The following is a 19948-nucleotide window of genomic DNA, read 5'->3' on the forward strand; positions in this document are numbered from 1 at the left end:
GGCCCTCCCCGAGAACCGGCCGACCGACCGATGACACAAGAGCCACAGGAACCAAGGGAAGCCACATGTCGCGAGCACTTCGCAGCGCCCGTCTCACCACGCCCCTGATCGCAGCCTCCTTGCTGGCGGGCGGACTCACGATCTGGTCGCTCGGGCTCGACCAGGCCCGGGCCGCCACCCCCGCGGCGGACAAGGGCAGCGCGGCGGCCGCTGCCAAGGCGTCCGACGACTTCAACGGCGACGGCTACGCGGACCTCGTCGTCGGCGCCCCCGGCGGCACGATTTCCGGCCAGAAGAAGGCCGGGTACGTCGCGGTGACGTACGGCTCCAAGGAGGGCCTGAAGCCCGCGAGCAAGCAGCTCATCAGCCGGTCGACCGCGGGTGTGCCCGGCGCGGCCGCCGCCAAGCAGGAGTTCGGCAAGTCCGTCACCAAGGGCGACCTGGACGGGGACGGCTTCACCGACCTCGTCATCGGTGCCGACGGTGACGGGTACGACGGCAACGGCGCCGACGCGGGCGCCGTCATCCTGTGGGGCTCCGCGACCGGCCTCACCGGCGGCACGAAGATAGCCACCTTCGGATACGCCCCGCAGGCAGGCGACTTCGACGGCGACGGCAAGACCGACCTGGCGCTCTTCGCCAAGCAGGGCTCCCACGGCGACGACCCGGTCGGCCAGAACGCCCGCCTCTGGAAGGGCCCCATCGCCCGCACCGGCACCCCCGCGGGCACGGGCGACTTCATGGACAAGTCGCAGTGGTGGAGCTACGAGACCGACGAGCGCCCCGACCTCGGCTGCGCGGACCGCCCCCAGACCTGCGTCGACGGACCGCAGTCGGTGATGGGCCCGGTCGTGCCCCAGGCGGTCGGCGACTTCAACGGCGACGGCCGCTCCGACATCGCGCTCAACCAGCACAACGGCGACGGCCAGTATCAGAACCGGGTCCTGTACGGCAGCCCCACCGGTTTCACGACGGAGTGGGCGCCCGGCTACGAGGGCGCGCTCGCCGTCGGCGACATCAACGGCGACCACTACGACGACCTGGTGGCGGGCACCAGCAACGACGACGCCAAGGTGAAGGTCGCCTACGGCTCGAAGGACGGCCTCAAGACGGACACCCAGTCCTTCGACCAGGACCTGCCCGGCGTGCCCGGCGCCGAGGAGGAGGGCGACGAGTTCGGTGCCTCCGTCGCGGTGAGTGACGTCGACGGCGACGGCTTCGCCGACATCGCGCTCGGCACCCCCGGCGAGGACGTCCGCGACCTCGCCGACGCGGGCTCCGTCGTCCTCGTCCGGGGCAGCGCCTCCGGCGTGACCGGCACCGGCGCGCAGGCCTTCCACCAGGACACCGCGGGCGTCCCCGGCGCCGCCGAGGGCGGCGACCGGTTCGGCGAGGCCACGGCGCTGCTCGACGTCAATGGCGACGGCCACCGTGACCTCGCGGCCGCCGCCATCCACGAGAACGCCGACACCGGCGCCGTCTGGTCCCTGCCCGGCACGACCACGGGCCTGACCGCCACGAACTCCGTGGCCATGGCCCCCAAGGACCTCGGGGCCCCGGACGCCGCCGCGCTCTTCGGCAGCGCGCTGCGCTGACCCGCGGCCGCGGAGCCCGTACGCGTATCCGTACGGGCTCCGCGCTGGCCGACGTCGGCGGCAGGGATCCGACGACCGAGGCGTTCACCTCTGGTCAACTCGCCTTCCTGGCCCCACAATCCTCCCGTACTCGTGCGTAGCCATGAATCTCGCACCGTGGGAGGCACCGTGTCGTTGGCCGAGCGAGCCCGTGGGCTCGTCCTGTTGCTCGCCGCACTGCTCACGTCCGCCGCGGTGGTGGCACCGACCCCGGCCTCGGCGGGCGCGGCCCCGCGTGCGGCGCACGTGCCGGTCGTCTTCGTCCACGGCTACAACGCGGACCCGGGCGTCTGGGGAGCACTGCGCGACGACCTGTTGGCCTCCGGATACACCGACGACGAGCTGTACTCCTGGGGCTACGACACCAGTCAGTCCGTGAACGAGACGCTCTCCGGCAGGCTCGCCGCCTACGTCGAGGAGGTGCGGGCGCGCACGGGCGCCGCACGCGTCGACCTCGTGGCGCACTCCTTCGGAAGCCTCGTCACGCGGTGGTACGTGAAGTTCGGCGGCGGCGCCGCCAGGGTCGACCACTGGGTCTCGCTCGCCGGACCCAACCACGGCACCAGCACCGCCTGGGCCTGCGCGCTGTGGTCGCAGGCCTGCCGTGACATGACGCCCGGATCGTACGTGGTGAAGAAGCTCGCCGAGGGGGACGAGACGCCGGGCACGGTGTCGTACGCGACGTGGTGGTCGAACTGCGACGAGGTGATCAACCCGGACGACAGCGTCCCGCTGGACGGCGCCACCAACCACGCGGCAGGCTGCCTGGCCCACAACGACCTGCTCGGCGACGACACGGTGTCCCAAGGAGTACGCGGCTTCCTGGCTACAGATCGGTGGCGATGATCTTCTCGATGTTCCGCTCGGCGAGCGCGGTGATGGTGACGAACGGATTGACGCTGGTGTTGCCGGGGATCAGCGCGCCGTCGATGACGTAGAGGCCCGAATAGCCGTGCAGGCGGCCGTAATTGTCGGTGGCCTTGTCCAGTACGGCGCCGCCCAGCGGGTGGTACGTCAGGTGGTCGCCCCAGATCTTGTAGGTGCCGAAGAGGTCGGTCCGGTAGATCGTCCCCTCCTTGGCGTTGATCTTGTCGAAGATCGTCTTGGCGGCGTCGATGGAGGTCTGTTTCCAGGCGGTCTGCCAGTTCAGGTCGACGCGTCCCGCCCCGGCGTTCCAGGAGAACTCGGCGCGGTGCGGGGTCTTGGTGATCGACAGGTAGAACGAGGCGTACGTCTCGATCCCGGTCGGCAGCGGAGCCACCTCGGCGAACGCGCCCCCGGCCGCCCAGTTGTCGATGCCGCCGCACGGGATGGACGACTGGACCTTGCCGGTCGGGTCCCACAGGTGGTTGGCGCGGCCGCACATCACGTTGCCGTTGTCGCCCCAGCCCTTGCCGATCTCGCCGTTGAGGCCGGGCAGGGCGCCGGTGGCCTTCAACCTGGTGAGGAGTTTGCTGGTGCCGACGCTGCCCGCCGCGAAGAAGACCCTGTCCGCGGTGACGCTCTTGGTGGCCGTCGTGTCGCCGCTGGTGTTGAGCTGGTCGATGACGACCGTGTAGCCGCCGCCCGACGCGGGGGAGACCGAAGTCACTTTGTGCAGCGGGGAGATGGTGACCCGCCCGGTGTCCCTGGCCTGAGCGATGTAGGTCTTCTGCAGCGACTTCTTCCCGTAGTTGTTCCCGTAGAGGATCTCCCCGTCGAGGGCCGACTTGGGTACCGTCCCCGCCGCCTCCTTCTTCATGTAGTCCCAGTCGTAGACGTCGGGCACGAAGACGAAGGGGAATCCGGAGCGCTGGGCGTGCTTGCGGCCCACCCGGGCGTACTGGTAGCAGTCGACGGAGTCGAACCAGGCGGGGTCGACGGTGGCGACGCCGAGCCCGGAGTTGGCGCGCGGATAGTAGACGTCGTACATCTCGTCGGCGTTCACGGACGGCAGGACGGCGCCGAAGTTCTCCCGCCGGGGCGTGACGGCCATGCCGCCGTTGACCAGGGAGCCGCCGCCGACGCCACGGCCCTGGTAGACGATGATGCCGCCCATCTCCTCGGCGTCCAGGATCCCGGTGTAGCGGGGGATGTCCTTGTCGATGGGGAAGCCGAGGAAGTTGCTGAGGGGCTGCTTCGTGCGGGTGCGCAGCCAGTACGAACGCTGATCGGGCTTGGTGGTGTTGGCGAAGATCTTGCCGTCGGGACCCGGGGTGTCCCAGGCCATGCCCATCTCGATCATGTGGACGTCGACGCCCGCCTGGGCGAGGCGGAGGGCGGCGACGGAGCCGCCGTACCCGGTGCCGATCACCAGGGCGGGCACGCGCGCGGCGTCGGCGATCGGTGCGGTCTGGGCCTGGGCCGGGGCGGCGTGCGCGGCCGAAGCGTGACCCGCGAGGATCGCGCCACCAAGAATAGAACTCGTTCCAGTGATGAATCTTCGCCGTGACACCCCGTCAGAAGCCTTGTTGTGCATGGCATTACCACTCATGTGATGTTCCTCACTCTGGGTCGAATGGGAACGAGTTCTACTGCCGCCCGTGTGGGAAGTCACTGCATACCAAGAGGTAACTTGTACCTGATCTTTACGATCCGTCCCTTTTTGTCGGCGGGATCGATAGTGGCCGTACTTGGACTAGACCACTGAAAGAGTTTCGGCGCCCGCCTGTGCGGGGGAAGGCCCGGCGAGGCACAGTCTCACCTGCGGGCATCCCGCTCCTGGCCACGCCTGGTAACGGGTCGTACACGTGACGACCCCTCGCTGCGCGAGCGTCGAGCATGGTATAGACATGTGGAAGTAGTCACCGCACCGCCGGAAGGCCTGTCCCCGTGCGCGATCCCGATCACACACCCCCTGCCGCGACGGTGCGGCATGCCCGCAGGGCGCCCCTGCTGCCGGGCGGCGCCGGGGCCGCCCGGCACCTGCGGCGTGCGGGCATCGCGCGGGTGCTCGTCGCCGGGTGCCTGGTCCGCGTCACGCTGCGGGGCGAGATCACCGCGCGCCAGGCCGACTCCCTGGCAGCGCACCTGCACCGCCTCGTACAGGACGGCTGCCGCCACCTGATCGTCGACCTGTCCGAGGTCACCTACCTCGCGCGGGACGGCGCGGGCGTCTTCTTCGGCACGCTCCGGGCGCTCAAGGACGTCGAGGGATCCCTGGTGATGCGCGGTGTCCGCCCCCGGTCCGCGGCGACCCTGCACTGCCTGGGCATGGGCCGCCTCGTCGAGGCTCAGGACGCTTCGGTCACCTGACGGAGCGGGCGGCTCTCGGCGGCCGCGGCGCGCCCGCCGATCTCCGTCCACCCCTCGTCGCGGACCCGGGCCACGATCTCGGACCCCACTCCCTGCCGGATGCGCACATCGCGGCCCAGCTCGGCCGCGAGGAGCATCGCGGCCGCGCCGGTCGCCTCGTCCTCGGTGATGGCGTCCCCGCGCCGCGGAAAACCACGCGCGCGAATGGTGCCCGCGGCCTCGTCCTCCCACGCCCACGCGTACAGCCAGCCCTCGCCCGGGGGCGGCGCGGGCAGCGCGTCGACCTCGGCGGCGGAGGCGTACCGCTGCGTACGCTTGCCCGACACCCATTCCGCACGTCCACGGATCCAGGTGACATCGCCCTCGATCCAGGTCGCCACATCACCGGCCACGGTCCTCAGCACGTCCACGGGCGTGCCGTGCTGCCGCAGCACCGACGCGGCGCCGATCAGCGGATAGCCCGCGAACGGCAGCCGGGCGCTGGGCGTGTAGATGTCCACCTCGCCCCGCGCGGCGTCGTCCACGAACACGGTCTCGCTGAACCCCAGCCGCCGCGCCATCTCCTGACGATCCGTCATGCCCGTGACCGAGGCGCCGTCGGTCACCACCCCCAACGGACTGCCGCCGGTCCCGTCTGCGGTCACGAACACGCGCACAATCTCGACATCGGTCATGCCGAAGATCCAATCACAGGGTCCCGGCGGCCTCGCCCGTCACCGGCCGATCCAGGAACCCGCTCGGCATCGTGTCCGGGGGGCGGTGGCGGTGTGATGGGACCGGCGGGATTCTGCGGGTAGGTCGTTCCTGGACGAGCGGTCTCTGGACGGAGCCGCTCCGGGATGGGGAGGGTGCGGATGCGTGGCACGACGGTCTTGCCCGGTCACGGGCGCAACGGAGAGCCGTGCGGTGAGGGCATGCCCATGCACCGGCTCGAAGTGCCGATGCCCAACGGCCTGCCGTTCGCGATGGGCACCTTCGACACCATCGGCGCGATGTCCCGCGCCACCTTCCCGCACCGCCACACCTTCCACGAGATCGTGCAGGTGACCGGCGGCAGCGGTCATCACGTCGTCGACCTGTCCCGGTTCGCGCTTCGCCCGCCGAACCTCTGCTTCCTGGCGCCCGGGCAGGTCCACCACTGGGACGCGGTCACCGGTCTGGAGGGCCGGGTGGTCCTGTTCACCGACGAGTTCCTCGTCGACCACCCCGGCGACCAGTCCGTCCTGCGCGCGCTCGGGCGGCGTTCCTGGCTCGAACTGCCGCCGCGGGAAGCGGAGGTGACCGCGCGCCTCATCGACGAGATGGACGCCGAGTACCGGGCGGGAGCCGACGGCTTCGCGAGCGTGCTGCGCTCCCTGCTGCACATCCTCGTGGTGCGCGCCGTCCGCCTGGACGCCTCACCGGCGGCCCGGCCGCACCAGGAACCCGCCGGGCCCGAGCGGACGCACAGCGCGGGCTCCTCCCGCCCGGGCCTGGTGGCCACGGACTTCGTGGGCCTGCTCGGCACCCCCGACAGCTGCCCGCTCTCGGTGCGTGAGGGCGCGCGAAGACTCGGCGTCTCGGTGAGCTACCTCAGCGAGGCGGTCAAGGTGTTCACGGGCCGTACGCCCGGCGAGCTGATCCGGCAGGCACGCATCCGGGAGGCTCAACGGCTCTTGCTTCGTACGGAGTTGTCGGTGCGTCAGATCGCCGAGCGGGTCGGCGTCGGCGACCCTGCCTATTTCTGCCGGTTCTTCCGCAGGGAGACCGGCACGAGCCCCGGCGACTACCGCCGCGGGTCCGGCGATATTCACCACGACCACCGACTTGAGTCCATCGCCCGCCCCGATCCTTCCGCTTAGCTTCGTAGCCGATCCGGGCCGAGCCCGCGCCGAAAGCGCGGGGTCGGACCCCTGTTGCGAAGGAGGAGCGATGGACCACGAGCCCGACCCTCGTACCGCCGACAGCTCTCGTACCCCCGATGGCGCGCCCGCCGCGGAGGACTCCCGTGGGACCCGCGGCGGCCCCAGCCGCAAGACGGTCCTGAGGGCCGCGGCCGCCGTCGGCATGTCCGTGCCGGTGGCCATGATGGGCATACCCGCTCTGGCCCGCACCGCCGACGGACAGGGCCGGGTCCTCGACGCGACCCCGACCTGTGACGACGGCGACGACCCGACGATCCCGCAGATGGAGGGCCCCTACTTCAAACCCAACTCCCCGGAGCGCTCCTCGCTCCTCGAGCCCGGCACCGTCGGGGTCCGGCTGACCGTGACCGGCTACGTCTTCACCCGCACCTGCAAGCCGGTGGCGCACGCGCTGCTCGACTTCTGGCAGGCCGACACCAACGGCAACTACGACAACACGGGCTTCAAGTTCCGCGGCCACCAGTTCACCGACGCGGGCGGCGCCTTCACCCTCACCACGATCGTGCCGGGCCTCTACCCGGGCCGCACCAGGCACTTGCACGTGAAGGTCCAGGCCCCCGGCCGCCCGATCCTGACCACCCAGCTGTACTTCCCCGGCGAACCCCGCAACAACACCGACTCGCTCTTCGACCCCCGCCTGCTGATGAACGTGCGCGACGTCGGGAACGCGAAGCAGGCCGACTTCGACTTCGTCCTGAACATCGGGGAGCCGCCCACCCAGCCGCCCGGCGGCGGCACATGGGCCGCGGGCACCGCCTACAGCAGCGGAGCCCGTGTCACCTATGACGGTCGCACCTATCAGTGTCTTCAGGCACACACCGCCCAGCGAGGCTGGGAACCGCCCAACGCGCCCTCGCTGTGGCGCGCCGTGTAGCGGACTGCCCCCGCACCGTCGTTCCTCGGTCCGTGCACCGGAGCTGTCGTCCTCCGGTGCACGGCGCACGCGTGCGTGCTCAACGCGTGGTGTGCGCGCCCCCGTTGACGTGCAGGACCTGCCCGGTGACGTGGCGGGCCGCGGGCGAGGCGAGGAAGGCGACCGCACCGGCGACGTCCTCGGGGGAGCCGGGACGGCCGGTCGCGGTGTTGGCCACCAGCTGCCCGCGCCGTTCGTCCGTGAGCTTGTCCCGGAAGAACTCGGTGTCGGCGATGTAGCCGGGCGCGACGACGTTGGCGGTGATGCCGCGTGCGCCGAGCTCGTGCGCCAGGCTGATGTTCCAGGTGGCGAGCCCGGCCTTGGACGCGCCGTACGAACCGGCGCCCTGGTCGGCGGCGATCGACCCGATGTGCACGACGGCACCGCCCTCGGCGAGACGCTCGTCGAGTGCCTTCGTGGTCAGCGCCGCAGTGACCAGATTCGCCTCGATGTTGGCGCGGAAGTCCCGGGCGTACGAAGCCAGGTCGGTGCCGCCGTCGGCGTCGAAGGCGGTGTTGCCGCCCGCGTTGTTGACCAACACGTCGACGCGCTCCGGCAGTTCGTCGAGGAGCCGGGTCAGCGCCGCAGGGTCGGTGTGGTCGCACACGAGGGCCCGCACGCCGCTGATCCGTGCGAGTTCCTCGATCGGCGCGGCCCTGCGCCCTGTGATCGTCACGTGCTCGCCCTGCTCGGCGAAGAGGAGCGCGACGGCGCGGCCGATGCCCGTGCCGCCACCGGTGACAAGGATGCTGCGTGCCATATGCTGAGCTCCGAATCAGAGTCGTTTAGCTCTAAATGTAGAGCTGAACGTAACACTCGGGAGCCCGCCCATGGCAAGCCAGTCCCAGTCGGAATCAGCCCCGTCGTCAGCCCAGGACATCGCCGACGCATGGCAGCGGGAACGCCCCGGCACCCCCGTCGACTCGATCACGATCGTCACCCCGATCTGGCAGCTGGCCAAGCTCTTCGGCGACGACCGGCGCCGCGTCCTGACCCGCGCCGGGGTCGACACCGCCACCCTCGACCTGCTCAGCACGCTGCGCCGCAGCGGTTCCCCGTACGCCCTCAGCACCCGGGAGCTGGCACGGCGTTCGATGGTCACGGCTGGCGCCGTCTCGCAGCGCGTCGGCCGCGCAGAGGGCGAGGGCCTCGTCACCAGGGAGCCCGCACCGGGCCGCACGCGCACCATCCTCGTCACCCTCACCGAGGCCGGTCACGAGCTCGTCGATGCGTCCGTGGACCAGGTCCTCCACCGGGAGGCCGAGCTCATCGACGCACTCACCCCCGAACAGCGGACCCAGCTGTCGGACCTGCTGCGCACCTTGCTCCAGGACGTGCAGTCCCGCGTCGGCGACCACACGATCTCCCAGGTCGGCCAGGTCGGCCAGGTCTGACGGCCCCCACCACGGACAGCCTCAAGAGCCCGGCCGGGCATCCAGCACACGGTCCGGCGTGAGGGGCAGCTCCCGCAGCCGCACCCCGGTGGCGTGGTGCACCGCGTTGCCGATCGCGGCCGCCGTTCCGACGATGCCGATCTCGCCGATGCCCTTGCTCCCCATGGGGTTGAGGTGGGGATCCTCCTCGTCGATCCAGTGCGCCTCGATCGCGGGGACGTCCGCGTGCGCCGGTACGTGGTACGCGGCCAGGTCGCACTCCGCGAAGTCACCGAAGGCCGCGTCCATCGTGCTGCCCTCCGTCAGTGCCATTCCCAAGCCCATGGTCATCCCGCCGATGAACTGCGAGCGCGCGGTGTGCGGGTTGAGGATCCGCCCGGCCGCGTAGACGCCGAGCAGTCGGCGTACGCGCACCTCTCCGGTGACCGTGTCGACGCCGACCTCGGCGAAGTGGGCGCCGAAGGAGTGCCGGGAGAAGTCGCTGTCCGCGTCGGCCGTGCCCGCCGTGTCCGCCGTGGCGGACAGGCCCTCGGGCGGGAGCGGCGCGCCTCGCCGCGCGGACAGGAGCGCCGCCAGTTCCGTACAGGCTTCGTGGACCGCCCAGCCCCAGGAGGCCGTGCCGGAGGAGCCGCCCGCGAGCGGCGCGGCGGGCAGGTCGCTGCTGCCGATGTCGGTGCGCACGCGCTCCAGCGGGGCGCCGAGGGTGTCGGCGGCGATCTGGGCGAGCACGGTGCGGGCGCCCGTGCCGATGTCGGTGGCGTTGATCCGCACCACGAAGCTGCCGTCGGGCAGGGCGTGGGCGCTCGCCCGGGACGGCGAGACGAGCACCGGGTAGGTCGCCGAAGCGACGCCGCTGCCCACCAGGACGGGACCTTCGGCGTGTGAGCGGGGCCGCGGGTCGCGCGCGGACCAGCCGAAGCGGCGGGCTCCTTCGCGCAGGCACTCGGCGAGGTGACGGCTGCTGAAGGGCAGGGAGCTGTCGGGCTCGGTCCGGGTGTCGTTGCGCAGCCGCAGTTCGACGGGGTCGATGCCGAGGGACGACGCGAGTTCGTCCATCGCCGACTCCAGCGCGTACATCCCCGGTGCCTCGCCGGGCGCCCGCATCCAGGAGGGGCTCGGCACGTCGAGCGCGAGAACCCTCTGGGTGGTGCGCCCGTGCGGTGAGGCGTACATGACGCGGGTGGCGGCCGTGGCCGTCTCGACGAACTCCTTGACGCGCGAGGTGTGCGCGGTCACCTCGTGGATCACGGAGGTCAGCGTGCCGTCGGCCTCGGCCCCGAGGCGCACGCGGTGCAGCGTCGGCGACCGGTGGCCCACCACGGTCGCCAACTGGCGCCGGGGCAGCACGAGTTTGACAGGACGCCCGGTGACGCGGGCGGCCAGGGCGGCGAGCACCACGTGCGGCCGGGGCGTGCCCTTGCAGCCGAAGCCGCCGCCGACGTGCTCGGAGATGACGGTGACGTGGTCCCTGGGCAGCGCGAAGAGGCCCGCCAGGACGTTGCGGACGGTGGTGGTGCCCTGGCTGCTGTCGTGCACGGTCAGGTGCCCGTCCTGCCAGCGGGCGGTGGCCGCGTGCGGCTCCATGGGGTGGTTGTGCAGCGGGGGCACCCGGTAGGTGGCGTCGACGTGGGCGGGCGCGCGGGCGAACGCTCCTTCGGCATCGCCGCGCACGTGCTCTCCCGAGGTGCCGTCGGTGTCCTCCGGGACGTAGGCGTCGGGATGACCGGCCCGCAGCGTGACGTCGTGCGGCTCCTCGGCGTACGTGACGCGGACGGCACCGGCGCCCTCGCGCGCCGCCTCCAGGCTGTCGGCGACGACGAGCGCGACGTACCAGCCCCGGTGCGGCACGCGCGCGTCCCGCAGCACGGCGAGGGTCGCGTCATCGGGCTCGGCCAGGCGCGGCGCGTTCAGATGGCTGAGGACACCGACGACGCCGGGCAGCGCGAGCGCCGCCGCGTCGTCGATGCCGGTGACCTCGCCGCGCGCCACGGTGGCAGGGACCGGCCAGGCGTAGGCGCAGCCCTCGGGAGTGTGCTCGGCGGCGTAACGGGCGGACCCGGTCACCTTGTCCGGGCCCTCCCTGCGCTCGGCCGCCGCCCCGAGCGCGCTCGCGGTGTCCGACATGGTGTTCTCCCTGCTCGCGGAGGGCGGGTCGACGTCGTGCGGTCAGCCCTGAGGGGACAGCGGTGGCTGGGGTGATGGTGACAGGCGGCGCAGCACGTCGCACGCAAGATCGCGGGCCAGGCGCACCTTGAACGCGTTCTCCCGCAGCGGCTCCGCGGCGGACAGCTCCGCGTCGAGGGCCCGCTCGAACGCGGCACCGGACGGTGCGGCGCCGAGCAGCGCCCCCTCGGCACGCGTCGCCCGCCACGGCCGGTGGGCCAGACCGCCGAACGCGATCCGCACCTGGCGTACGACGGAGTCCTCGACGTCCAGGAGCACGGCCACGGACACCAGCGCGAAGGCGAACGAGGCGCGGTCGCGCACCTTGCGATAGGCGCACGGCACACCCGCGGTCGTGGGCGGCAGCAGCACGCCGGTGACGAGCTCGCCGTGCGTGATCTCGGTGTCCAGGTCGGGCCTGTCGCCGGGCAGCCGGTGGAACTCGGCGACGGGCAGGGCCCGCTGGCCGCGCGCGCCGTGCAGCTCGACCCGGGCGTCCAGGGCGGCGAGCGCCACCGCCATGTCGGAGGGGTGGGTGGCGACGCACTGCGGGGAGTGGCCGAGCACCGCGTGGTCGCGGTGGACGCCGTCCAGGGCCCCGCAACCGGTGCCGGGCTCCCGCTTGTTGCACGGCTTGGCCAGGTCCTGGAAGTACGGGCAGCGGGTGCGCTGGAGCAGGTTGCCACCGGTCGTGGCCACGTTGCGCAGCTGTCCCGACGCGCCCGCGAGCAACGCCTGGGACAGCACGGGGTAGCGGTCGCGGATCAGGGGGTGGGCGGCGAGGTTGCTGTTGCGCACCGTCGCGCCGACCCGGACCGAACCGTCGGGGAGCTCCTCGACCGAGTCCAGCGGCAGGCCGCTGACGTCGATCAGGGTGCCCGGCCGTTCCACGCCCAGCTTCATCAGGTCCACGAGATTGGTGCCGCCGCCCAGATAGCGGGAGGTGGGGCGGCCCGCGTGGGCCGCGGTCGCCTCGTCGACGCTGTGCGCGCGGACGTACATGAAGGGCTTCACAGGGCCACGTCCTCGACGGCCTCGACGATGTGCGGATAGGCGCCGCAGCGGCACAGGTTCCCGCTGAGCCGCTCGCGGATCTCGTCCCTGTCCAGCGCGACAGGGACCGCCGCGCCCGGCTTCGTGACGTGCGACGGGTGGCCCGCCGCGGCTTCCGCGAGCATGCCGACGGCCGAGCACAGCTGGCCGGGGGTGCAGTACCCGCACTGGAAGGCGTCACGCTCCACGAAGGCCCGCTGCAGGGGGTGCGGCGCCTCGCCGTCGGCGCCGCGCAGCCCCTCCACGGTGGTGATCTCGCATCCCTCGCAGGCCACGGCAAGGAGCAGGCAGCTGTTGGCGCGGCGCCCGTCGACGAGAACGGTGCAGGCGCCGCACTGCCCGTGATCGCAGCCCTTCTTGGCGCCGGTCAGGTCCAGCTGCTCGCGGAGTACGTCAAGGAGCGTCGAGCGGTGGTCGACGACGGGGGAGCGGCGCTCGCCGTTCACCGTCAGCGGCACCTCCGACCGGAACACCTCGGCTGCCATGGCGCTCTGCTCCCTACGCTGCGGCGCGGCCCCGGGATGCGGCCGCCCGTCCAGCCTGGGCCAGGACGCGCTTTCCGGCATGCCGGGGGAGCGGGGACAGGGCCGGTCGGGGGCCGTCGGGACCGGCCCGACCGGCGCCGCAGCAGCCTGCGGTTCAGTGCGGCGTCGGCTGAGTGGACGTACGCGCGCAGTCCGGGCACCGCCCCCAGTAGGTGACCTCCGCTCCGGAGACGCTGAAGCCGAAGCGCTCCGTGGCGGGCAGCTCGTCCAGGGGGTCGCCGACGGGGTGGACGTCACGGATCGCGCCGCAGCCCGAGCACGTCAGGTGCTGGTGGGGGCGGTGGGCGTTCGGGTCGTACCGTTTGGCGCGGCCGATCGTGGCCACCTCGATCACCTCGCCGAGCGTGACGAGTTCGCCGAGGGTGTTGTAGACCGTGGCGCGGGAGATCTCCGGCAGTCGGGCCGTGGCGCGCGCGAGGACTTCGTCGGCGGTGAGGTGGACGTGTTCGCCGTCGAGCACCTCGGCGACCACCCGGCGCTGAGCGGTCATCCGCCAGCCTCGCCCGCGGAGCCGTTCGAGCAGGTCACTCATGCGCACCAGCCTCACTGTGCATCGTCAGACGAATGTTTCCGTACAGCCCTGTCTGGCGTATTGACTTGGACTTGGTCCATCGTAGGATCGGTTCCGGCCAACAGCCAAGGGTCAGTGCACGAGGGACAGAGCAACAGCAGGGGAAGACGCGTGACTTCAGGAGGCGGGTCCGCTCGCCACGGCATCCGGTGTCCCGCTCGCGGGCCATCCGGACGGCGAGCCGCCGGACGGCGAGCCGCACGACGGCGTGCCGTCGGTCCGACCGCGTTCCCCACCCGTTTCCCTCCCGCTCCCCCCTTCGCCCGACCGCGTCCGTCGACCGTGTCCTCCCGGTCGGCGGGGCCCGAGGCCGTCCACGGGGTCCGCGCCCCGAGTGAGTCAACCGCCCCGCAGTTTCTGAGCACCGTGATCCGCCCCGTCCGGAAGGATTCGCATGACTGAGAACCACGACGCGATCGTCACCGACCCGAAGCCGGAGGAAGCGACCGGCTGCCCGGTCGCGCACGGTCGCGCGCCGCACCCGACGCAGGGCGGCGGAAACCGCCAATGGTGGCCCGAGCGGCTCAACTTGAAGATCCTCGCCAAGAACCCCGCCGTGGCGAACCCGCTCGGCGAGGAGTTCGACTACGCCGAGGCGTTCAAGAGCCTCGACCTGCCGAGCGTGAAACGGGACATCGCCGAGGTCCTGACGACCTCGCAGGACTGGTGGCCCGCCGACTTCGGCAACTACGGCCCCCTGATGATCCGGATGGCGTGGCACAGCGCGGGCACCTACCGCATCAGCGACGGCCGCGGCGGCGCGGGGACGGGCCAGCAGCGCTTCGCGCCCCTCAACAGCTGGCCGGACAACGCCAGCCTCGACAAGGCCCGCCGCCTGCTGTGGCCGGTCAAGAAGAAGTACGGCAAGAACCTCTCCTGGGCCGACCTGCTCGTCCTCACCGGCAACGTCGCCCTGGAGCAGATGGGCTTCGAGACCTTCGGCTTCGGCGGCGGCCGCGCCGACGCCTGGGAGCCCGACGAGGACGTGTACTGGGGCCCCGAGACCACCTGGCTCGGCGACGAGCGCTACACCGGCGACCGCGAGCTGGAGAACCCGCTCGGCGCGGTCCAGATGGGCCTCATCTACGTCAACCCCGAGGGCCCGAACGGCACCCCGGACCCGATCGCCGCGGCCCGCGACATCCGTGAGACGTTCCGCCGGATGGCGATGAACGACGAGGAGACGGTCGCCCTGGTCGCGGGCGGTCACACCTTCGGCAAGACCCACGGCGCGGGCCCGGCCGACGCCGTCGGCGACGACCCCGAGGCCGCCCCGCTCGAGCAGCAGGGCCTGGGCTGGAAGAGCTCGCACGGCACCGGCGTCGGCGCCGACGCGATCACCAGTGGCCTCGAAGGCATCTGGACCGACACCCCCACCACGTGGGACAACAGCTTCTTCGACATCCTCTTCGGCTACGAGTGGGAGCTCTTCAAGAGCCCCGCGGGCGCGCACCAGTGGCGGCCCAAGGACGGCGGGGGCGCGGGCACGGTGCCCGACGCCTTCGACGCGTCGAAGAAGCACGCCCCGACGATGCTGACGACCGACCTCTCGCTCCGGTTCGACCCGGCGTACGAGCAGATCTCGCGGCGCTTCCACGAGAACCCCGCCGAGTTCGCGGACGCGTTCGCCCGCGCCTGGTACAAGCTGACCCACCGTGACATGGGCCCGGTCGTGCGCTACCTCGGCCCGGAGGTCCCCTCCGAGACGCTGCTCTGGCAGGACCCGGTCCCAGCGGTGACGCACGCGCTGGTCGACGCCGCGGACATCGCGTCCCTCAAGGCCCAGGTGCTCGCCACGGACCTCACGGTCTCCCAGCTGGTCTCCGCCGCGTGGGCCTCGGCCTCGTCCTTCCGCGGCAGCGACAAGCGCGGCGGCGCCAACGGCGCGCGCGTGCGCCTGCAGCCGCAGAGCGGCTGGGAGGTCAACCAGCCCGACCAGCTGGCGACCGTCCTGCGCACCCTGGAAGGCGTCCAGGAGTCCTTCAACTCCGCCCAGAGCGGCGGCAAGCAGGTCTCCCTCGCCGACCTGATCGTGCTCGCGGGCGCCGCCGCCGTGGAGCAGGCCGCCAAGGACGCGGGACACGACGTCCAGGTCCCCTTCACGCCCGGCCGCGCGGACGCGTCGCAGGAGCAGACGGACGTGGAGTCCTTCGCCGCGATGGAGCCCGCCGCCGACGGGTTCCGCAACTACGTCGGCAAGGGCAACCGCCTGCCCGCCGAGTACCTCCTCGTCGACAAGGCGAACCTGCTGAACCTGAGCGCCCCCGAGCTGACCGTCCTCGTCGGCGGACTCCGCGTCCTGGGCGCCAACCACCAGCAGTCCAAGCACGGCGTGCTGACCACGAGCCCCGGGACCCTGACGAACGACTTCTTCGTCAACCTGCTCGACCTGGGGACGACGTGGACGTCGACCTCCGAGGACGCGACCACGTTCGAGGGCCGTGACGCGGCCACCGGCGCGGTCAAGTGGACCGGCACCCGTGCCGACCTCGTCTTCGGCTCGAACTCCGAGCTGCGGGCGGTCGCGGAGGTCTACGCGAGCGACGACGCGAAGGAGAAGTTCGTGAAGGACTTCGTCGCGGCCTGGGACAAGGTCATGAACCTCGACCGGTTCGACCTCGCCTGACGGCTGGTCCCACGCGGTTCATGAAGCTGCCGCACGCCCGTCGGCGTGCGGCAGCTTCCCCCGCAGGAGGCGTGGTCGGCGGCGTCCGTGCGGAGGGGGCCGCACCGGGCCCCGCACTCCGCCGGGATGACCGATCCCCGCCGCGCCTCCACCGCGAAGACCCCTCACGGCCCTTCGCGCATCTGTGATTCGTCGCCGACGGCCCCGCGGATTGCCCTGTCGCGGCTCGGCCGGGTTGATCGGAGCGGCCGGGCGACGAGAATGGGCCGATGCTCATCACCGCGGACCGCATCCTGACGGACACCGGCACCTACCTGGAGGGCGGCGCCGTCCTCCTCGACGGCGATGCGATCGCCGCCGTCGGACCCAAGGCGGAGATCGTCCGGCAGGCGGGCCCTGACGTCCCGCGACTCGCCCACTCCGGAACGGTGTTGCCCGGACTCATCGACTCCCACGTCCACCTGATCTTCGACGGCGGCACCGACCCCGTCGCCGGCCTTGGGGAGGCCGACGAGGTCCTCTACGACCGGATGTGCCGCCGCGCCGAGCAGCTGCTCCGGGCCGGGGTCACCACCGCGCGAGACCTCGGGGACCGGGGCGGACTCGCCTTCCGCGTCGCCGCCGACGTCGAGGCCGGACGCCTGGCGGGCCCGCGCGTCCTCGCGGCCGGGACTCCGGCGACACCGCCCGGCGGGCACTGCCACTTCCTGGGCGGCGAGGTCTCGGGCGAGACGGCGGTACGCGACCTGGTCCGGCGCAACGTCGAGGCGGGTGCCGCCGTCATCAAGGTGATGACCAGCGGGGGAGGCCTGACCAAGGACGGCCCGAGCAGTTGGCAGAGCCAGTTCTCCGCCGCGGAGCTGACGGCCCTGGTCGACGCGGCGCACGCCGCGGGGCTGCCGGTCGCCGCGCACGCCCACGGAGCCGACGCGATCGCCGAAGCGGTCGGCGCGGGGGTGGACACCCTGGAGCACTGCACCTGGATGACCGAGACCGGCTTCGACCTGCGCCCCGACGTCCTGCGGCGCATCATCGACGAGAACATCGCGGTCAGCCTGACCGTGAGCCCGCACTGGCGCATGCTGCCGCAGGTCTTCGGCGAGGAGCGCGCGGCCGTCATGTTCGACCAGGTCCGGCAGATGATCGAGGCAGGGGCGAACGTCATCGTCGGCACCGACGCGGGAGTCCAGCGCACCGGATTCGACGGCCTGCCCGGCGCCCTGCCCTTCTACGCGCACCTCGGCGTCCCGAACGACCGGATCCTCGACATGGCCACGCGCGGCTGTGCCCAAGCGCTCGGCGTCGGCGACCTGACGGGCCGGATCGCCCCCGGGCTGCGGGCCGATCTCCTTCTCGTGGACGGTGACCCGTTGAGGGATCTGGAGGCGTTGAGGAGCGTCACGGCGGTCGTGGCGGCGGGGCGCTTCAACAGTCTGCCGAGCAAAGGCCGGATCGCTCAACTCCGCAGCGGCAACAAGCAGTTGGGCGAATCTGGGTGACGGAGGTCCTCGACGCGCCGCTGGACGGGGCGGTGCCGCGCCCGGAGCACCGCCGTGCACAGCACGGCGAGAGTGAGGGGCGGGGTCAGGGCTCGTTCAGGTAGGCGAGGACGGCCAGGACGCGGCGGTTGCTGTTGTCGTCGTCGGTGAGGGCGAGTTTGCCGAACAGCGACGTCGTGTACTTGCTGATCGCGCTGTCGCTGAGGAAGAGCCGCCCGGCGATGGCCTGGTTGGAGAGGCCCTCGGCCATCAGGCTCAGCACCGAGTGTTCGCGTTCGGTGAGACGGTCGAGGCGCCGCGTTGACGATCCGCTGGAGAGCAGTTTGGCGATGACGGCGGGGTCCATGGCGGTGCCGCCCGCCGCGACGCGTTCCAGCGCGTCGATGAACTGGTCGGCGTCGAACACGCTCTCCTTGAGGAGATAGCCGACGGCCCCGGTCCCGTCGGCCAACAGCTCGCGCGCATAGAGCTGTTCGACGTACTGGGAGAGAATCAGGACCGGCAGGCCGGGCAGTTCGGCGCGGGCCGCGAGCGCCGCGCGCAGGCCTTCGTCCGACTGGGTCGGCGGCATCCGGACGTCGACGACGGCGACATCGGGCCGCCAGGCAAGGAGCGCTTCGAGCGTCTCGGGCCCGGTGGTCGCGGTCGCCACCACCTCGTGGCCGTACGCCTCGATCAGGCGGACCATCCCGTCGCGCAGGAGGTAGAGGTCTTCGGCTACGACGATGCGCATGGGACCGCCATCCTCACACAGGTCGGACCGCCCGCGGGGCTGGTGATGTCCAGGGTGCCGTCGAAGACCGCGAGGCGGCGGCGCAGCCCCGCGAGGCCGCCGCCAGGACGCTCGTCGGCCCCGCCCCTGCCGTCGTCCTCGACGGTGACGACGATGCCGGTGTCGTCCCGCGCGACGTAGACGCGCGCCCGGGTCGCGTGGGCGTGCTTGACCGCGTTGGTGAGCAGCTCGGCGGTTCCGAAGTACGCGGCGGACTCGATCGGCGGGTCCAGGCGGAGTCGTTCGTGGGCGCTGACGGTCACTTCCAGGGGGCTGTCCAGGGCGAGCGCGCGGACGGCGTCGACGAGTCCGCGGTCGTTGAGCACCGGCGGGTTGATGCCCTTGACCAGTTCGCGGAGCTCGGTCAGCGACGTGGCCGCGCCGGCCCGTGCCTCGCGCATCAGCGCCCGTGCCGCCTCGGGGTCGGTCTCCATCAGCTTCTCGGCGGTCGCGAGGGAGAGTCCGAGCCCGACCAGACGGGCCTGCGCTCCGTCGTGCAGGTCCCGTTCGATCCGGCGGATCTCGGCGGCCTGCGCGATCGTCGCGTCGGCGCGCTGCGCGGTCAGCTCGTCCACGCGCTCCGCGAGCTCCATCGCGGGAGAGGCCCGCAGGAACCGGACGGCCACCGGCTCGACGCACCGCCAGGCGTACGGGGCGGAGCCGACGGCCAGGGCAAGACCGGCGAGACCGATGAGGCGTGCGGGGACGGCGGGTTGGGCCATGCCGAGGGCCGCCGCCGCGACACCGGCGGGCGGGATCGCCGCGAGCAGTCCCGCCGTGAGCGGGACCACCGCCGTGAACCGCAGGTCGCGCCAGTTGGCGGGGTCGTTCCAGCGGAGCCGCCACCGCTGGTCGAGCCGGGCGTCGCGACTGGTCCGCTCGTACGAGAAGCCGTTCCACCAGTATCCCGTGGACATCAGCACCACCGGGGGTGCCTGCCGGTATCCGGGGGCGATGACGGTGTCCGTCCACCGCGCGATGAGCGAGCGGAACATCCGGCAGACGGGGCGGGACAGGGCGAGCGTGGCGACCGGGGCCACGAGGGCGACGGGCAGCCACGACCACGGGTTTCCCGCGCCCCACCGGATCGCGAGCGCCACCGCGGCGGCCCAGACGGCCGGGACGATCATGCTGAGGACCAGCACGACGCAGGCCCGCGCGAACCCCGTACCGGCGCTCGCCGCCCACGACGTCACCTGTCGCGTCTTCATTCCTTCTCACTTCCTCGCTGTACGGCTCGGTACCTCCTCACTCTGCACCGTTCGGCGCCCGATCCCCGCCCGACCAGGGCAGAAGTGGGTCCAGACCCACCCCTCTCTACGCCCAGGCGCAGACGGCGCGGAGCTGCCGCCGCGCGCGTCACGCCCCCGTGACGTGCCGGGAGGAACGATGGCGGGGTGATGACTCCCGCAGGACATTCCAGGCCGCCCGAGACGTCGCAGCGGGGGCGGGACACGTTCGTGGGCGTGCTGACGATCCGGCGCAACGACGGGCACCTGCTCTATCAGATGCGCTACCACCTGACGTTGTCGTCGGCGTCGGCCGAGCAGACGTTCAGGACCGTCGACGCTGAGGAACTCTTCCTGCTGCTCAGGGAGATCGCCGAGCGGCTGTAGACGTGCTGTAGACGTGCGCGGGCG

General features: G+C 72.0%; 18 protein-coding genes. 9 read left to right on the forward strand and 9 right to left on the reverse strand.

Annotation, left to right across the window (positions count from 1 at the left end; translation table 11 throughout):
* Positions 1-65: 65 nt before the first annotated feature.
* Positions 66-1595, forward strand: coding sequence for an FG-GAP and VCBS repeat-containing protein (locus CP970_RS41650; RefSeq protein WP_055555287.1), 1530 nt, complete (start codon positions 66-68; stop codon positions 1593-1595).
* 174 nt (positions 1596-1769) lie between these two features.
* Positions 1770-2480, forward strand: a complete 711-nt coding sequence (locus CP970_RS41655; RefSeq protein WP_063806243.1) for a lipase family alpha/beta hydrolase — start codon at positions 1770-1772, stop codon at positions 2478-2480.
* Here the strand turns inward: CP970_RS41655 and CP970_RS41660 are convergent.
* Complete coding sequence (locus tag CP970_RS41660) at positions 2461-4107, reverse strand: GMC oxidoreductase (protein WP_055555285.1); 1647 nt, start codon at positions 4105-4107, stop codon at positions 2461-2463. The two genes, CP970_RS41655 and CP970_RS41660, sit on opposite strands and share 20 nt — an antisense overlap.
* A 338-nt stretch (positions 4108-4445) precedes the next feature.
* Here CP970_RS41660 and CP970_RS41665 point away from each other — a divergent pair, with 338 nt between their 5' ends.
* A complete protein-coding gene (locus tag CP970_RS41665) occupies positions 4446-4868 on the forward strand; it encodes an STAS domain-containing protein (protein WP_055555283.1) in 423 nt (140 codons plus the stop codon).
* Here CP970_RS41665 and CP970_RS41670 read toward each other — a convergent pair.
* Entirely contained in the window at positions 4847-5542 is a 696-nt protein-coding gene (locus CP970_RS41670) for a PhzF family phenazine biosynthesis protein (RefSeq protein WP_055555281.1), read from the reverse strand. The two genes, CP970_RS41665 and CP970_RS41670, sit on opposite strands and share 22 nt — an antisense overlap.
* A gap of 240 nt (positions 5543-5782) precedes the next feature.
* Between CP970_RS41670 and CP970_RS41675 the strand changes: the two genes are divergently transcribed.
* Together CP970_RS41675 and CP970_RS41680 are read left to right on the forward strand one after the other, a co-directional pair.
* The gene (locus CP970_RS41675; RefSeq protein WP_224059021.1) at positions 5783-6709 is read left to right on the forward strand and encodes a helix-turn-helix transcriptional regulator; all 927 of its coding nucleotides are present in this window, start codon (positions 5783-5785) and stop codon (positions 6707-6709) included.
* Positions 6710-6779: 70 nt separating this feature from the next.
* Positions 6780-7646: a dioxygenase family protein gene (locus tag CP970_RS41680; protein ID WP_079043986.1), complete on the forward strand. Its 867-nt coding sequence runs from the start codon at positions 6780-6782 to the stop codon at positions 7644-7646.
* 79 nt (positions 7647-7725) lie between these two features.
* Here CP970_RS41680 and CP970_RS41685 read toward each other — a convergent pair whose 3' ends face one another.
* Entirely contained in the window at positions 7726-8445 is a 720-nt protein-coding gene (locus tag CP970_RS41685) for an SDR family NAD(P)-dependent oxidoreductase (protein WP_055555279.1), read from the reverse strand.
* A 70-nt stretch (positions 8446-8515) separates the two neighbouring features.
* Between CP970_RS41685 and CP970_RS41690 the strand changes: the two genes are divergently transcribed.
* Entirely contained in the window at positions 8516-9079 is a 564-nt protein-coding gene (locus CP970_RS41690; protein ID WP_055555277.1) for a MarR family winged helix-turn-helix transcriptional regulator, read from the forward strand.
* 21 nt (positions 9080-9100) lie between these two features.
* Here the strand turns inward: CP970_RS41690 and CP970_RS41695 are convergent, their stop codons facing one another.
* From CP970_RS41695 to CP970_RS41710, 4 genes are all read right to left on the reverse strand, one after another.
* Positions 9101-11203: a xanthine dehydrogenase family protein molybdopterin-binding subunit gene (locus CP970_RS41695; protein ID WP_055555275.1), complete on the reverse strand. Its 2103-nt coding sequence runs from the start codon at positions 11201-11203 to the stop codon at positions 9101-9103.
* A 42-nt stretch (positions 11204-11245) separates the two neighbouring features.
* On the reverse strand, positions 11246-12256 hold the full coding sequence (locus CP970_RS41700) for an FAD binding domain-containing protein (RefSeq protein ID WP_055555273.1): 1011 nt from the start codon (positions 12254-12256) through the stop codon (positions 11246-11248).
* Positions 12253-12780, reverse strand: coding sequence for a (2Fe-2S)-binding protein (locus tag CP970_RS41705; RefSeq protein WP_055555270.1), 528 nt, complete (start codon positions 12778-12780; stop codon positions 12253-12255). Before CP970_RS41705 ends, CP970_RS41700 begins: the two co-directional genes overlap by 4 nt.
* Before the next feature lie 154 nt (positions 12781-12934).
* On the reverse strand, positions 12935-13372 hold the full coding sequence (locus CP970_RS41710; protein WP_055555268.1) for a Fur family transcriptional regulator: 438 nt from the start codon (positions 13370-13372) through the stop codon (positions 12935-12937).
* Positions 13373-13805: 433 nt separating this feature from the next.
* Here CP970_RS41710 and katG point away from each other — a divergent pair, with 433 nt between their 5' ends.
* Together katG and CP970_RS41720 are read left to right on the forward strand one after the other, a co-directional pair.
* Complete coding sequence (gene katG, locus CP970_RS41715) at positions 13806-16037, forward strand: catalase/peroxidase HPI (protein ID WP_055555266.1); 2232 nt, start codon at positions 13806-13808, stop codon at positions 16035-16037.
* 269 nt (positions 16038-16306) lie between these two features.
* On the forward strand, positions 16307-17536 hold the full coding sequence (locus CP970_RS41720) for an amidohydrolase family protein (protein WP_055555263.1): 1230 nt from the start codon (positions 16307-16309) through the stop codon (positions 17534-17536).
* An 85-nt stretch (positions 17537-17621) separates the two neighbouring features.
* On the opposite strand, the gene CP970_RS41725 is transcribed toward CP970_RS41720, so the two are convergent.
* On the reverse strand, positions 17622-18269 hold the full coding sequence (locus CP970_RS41725; protein WP_055555261.1) for a response regulator transcription factor: 648 nt from the start codon (positions 18267-18269) through the stop codon (positions 17622-17624).
* Entirely contained in the window at positions 18254-19519 is a 1266-nt protein-coding gene (locus tag CP970_RS41730; protein ID WP_055555258.1) for a sensor histidine kinase, read from the reverse strand. The genes CP970_RS41725 and CP970_RS41730 overlap by 16 nt, the downstream gene beginning before the upstream one ends.
* 189 nt (positions 19520-19708) lie before the next feature.
* Here CP970_RS41730 and CP970_RS44500 point away from each other — a divergent pair, with 189 nt between their 5' ends.
* Positions 19709-19924: a hypothetical protein gene (locus tag CP970_RS44500; RefSeq protein ID WP_191095017.1), complete on the forward strand. Its 216-nt coding sequence runs from the start codon at positions 19709-19711 to the stop codon at positions 19922-19924.
* Positions 19925-19948 lie beyond the last annotated feature (24 nt).

It is taken from the genome of Streptomyces kanamyceticus (assembly GCF_008704495.1).
GTDB lineage: Bacteria > Actinomycetota > Actinomycetes > Streptomycetales > Streptomycetaceae > Streptomyces > Streptomyces kanamyceticus.

Bases quoted from the DNA above. Each gene is read 5' to 3' on its own strand.
- CP970_RS41650 (WP_055555287.1), top strand. From the start codon at position 66: ATGTCGCGAGCACTTCGCAGCGCCCGTCTCACCACGCCCCTGATCGCA.
- CP970_RS41660 (WP_055555285.1), bottom strand. From the start codon at position 4,107: ATGAGTGGTAATGCCATGCACAACAAGGCTTCTGACGGGGTGTCACGG.
- CP970_RS41670 (WP_055555281.1), bottom strand. From the start codon at position 5,542: ATGACCGATGTCGAGATTGTGCGCGTGTTCGTGACCGCAGACGGGACC.
- CP970_RS41675 (WP_224059021.1), top strand. From the start codon at position 5,783: ATGCCCATGCACCGGCTCGAAGTGCCGATGCCCAACGGCCTGCCGTTC.
- CP970_RS41680 (WP_079043986.1), top strand. From the start codon at position 6,780: ATGGACCACGAGCCCGACCCTCGTACCGCCGACAGCTCTCGTACCCCC.
- CP970_RS41685 (WP_055555279.1), bottom strand. From the start codon at position 8,445: ATGGCACGCAGCATCCTTGTCACCGGTGGCGGCACGGGCATCGGCCGC.
- CP970_RS41690 (WP_055555277.1), top strand. From the start codon at position 8,516: ATGGCAAGCCAGTCCCAGTCGGAATCAGCCCCGTCGTCAGCCCAGGAC.
- CP970_RS41695 (WP_055555275.1), bottom strand. From the start codon at position 11,203: ATGTCGGACACCGCGAGCGCGCTCGGGGCGGCGGCCGAGCGCAGGGAG.
- CP970_RS41705 (WP_055555270.1), bottom strand. From the start codon at position 12,780: ATGGCAGCCGAGGTGTTCCGGTCGGAGGTGCCGCTGACGGTGAACGGC.
- CP970_RS41710 (WP_055555268.1), bottom strand. From the start codon at position 13,372: ATGAGTGACCTGCTCGAACGGCTCCGCGGGCGAGGCTGGCGGATGACC.
- katG (WP_055555266.1), top strand. From the start codon at position 13,806: ATGACTGAGAACCACGACGCGATCGTCACCGACCCGAAGCCGGAGGAA.
- CP970_RS41720 (WP_055555263.1), top strand. From the start codon at position 16,307: ATGCTCATCACCGCGGACCGCATCCTGACGGACACCGGCACCTACCTG.
- CP970_RS41725 (WP_055555261.1), bottom strand. From the start codon at position 18,269: ATGCGCATCGTCGTAGCCGAAGACCTCTACCTCCTGCGCGACGGGATG.
- CP970_RS41730 (WP_055555258.1), bottom strand. From the start codon at position 19,519: ATGAAGACGCGACAGGTGACGTCGTGGGCGGCGAGCGCCGGTACGGGG.
- CP970_RS44500 (WP_191095017.1), top strand. From the start codon at position 19,709: ATGACTCCCGCAGGACATTCCAGGCCGCCCGAGACGTCGCAGCGGGGG.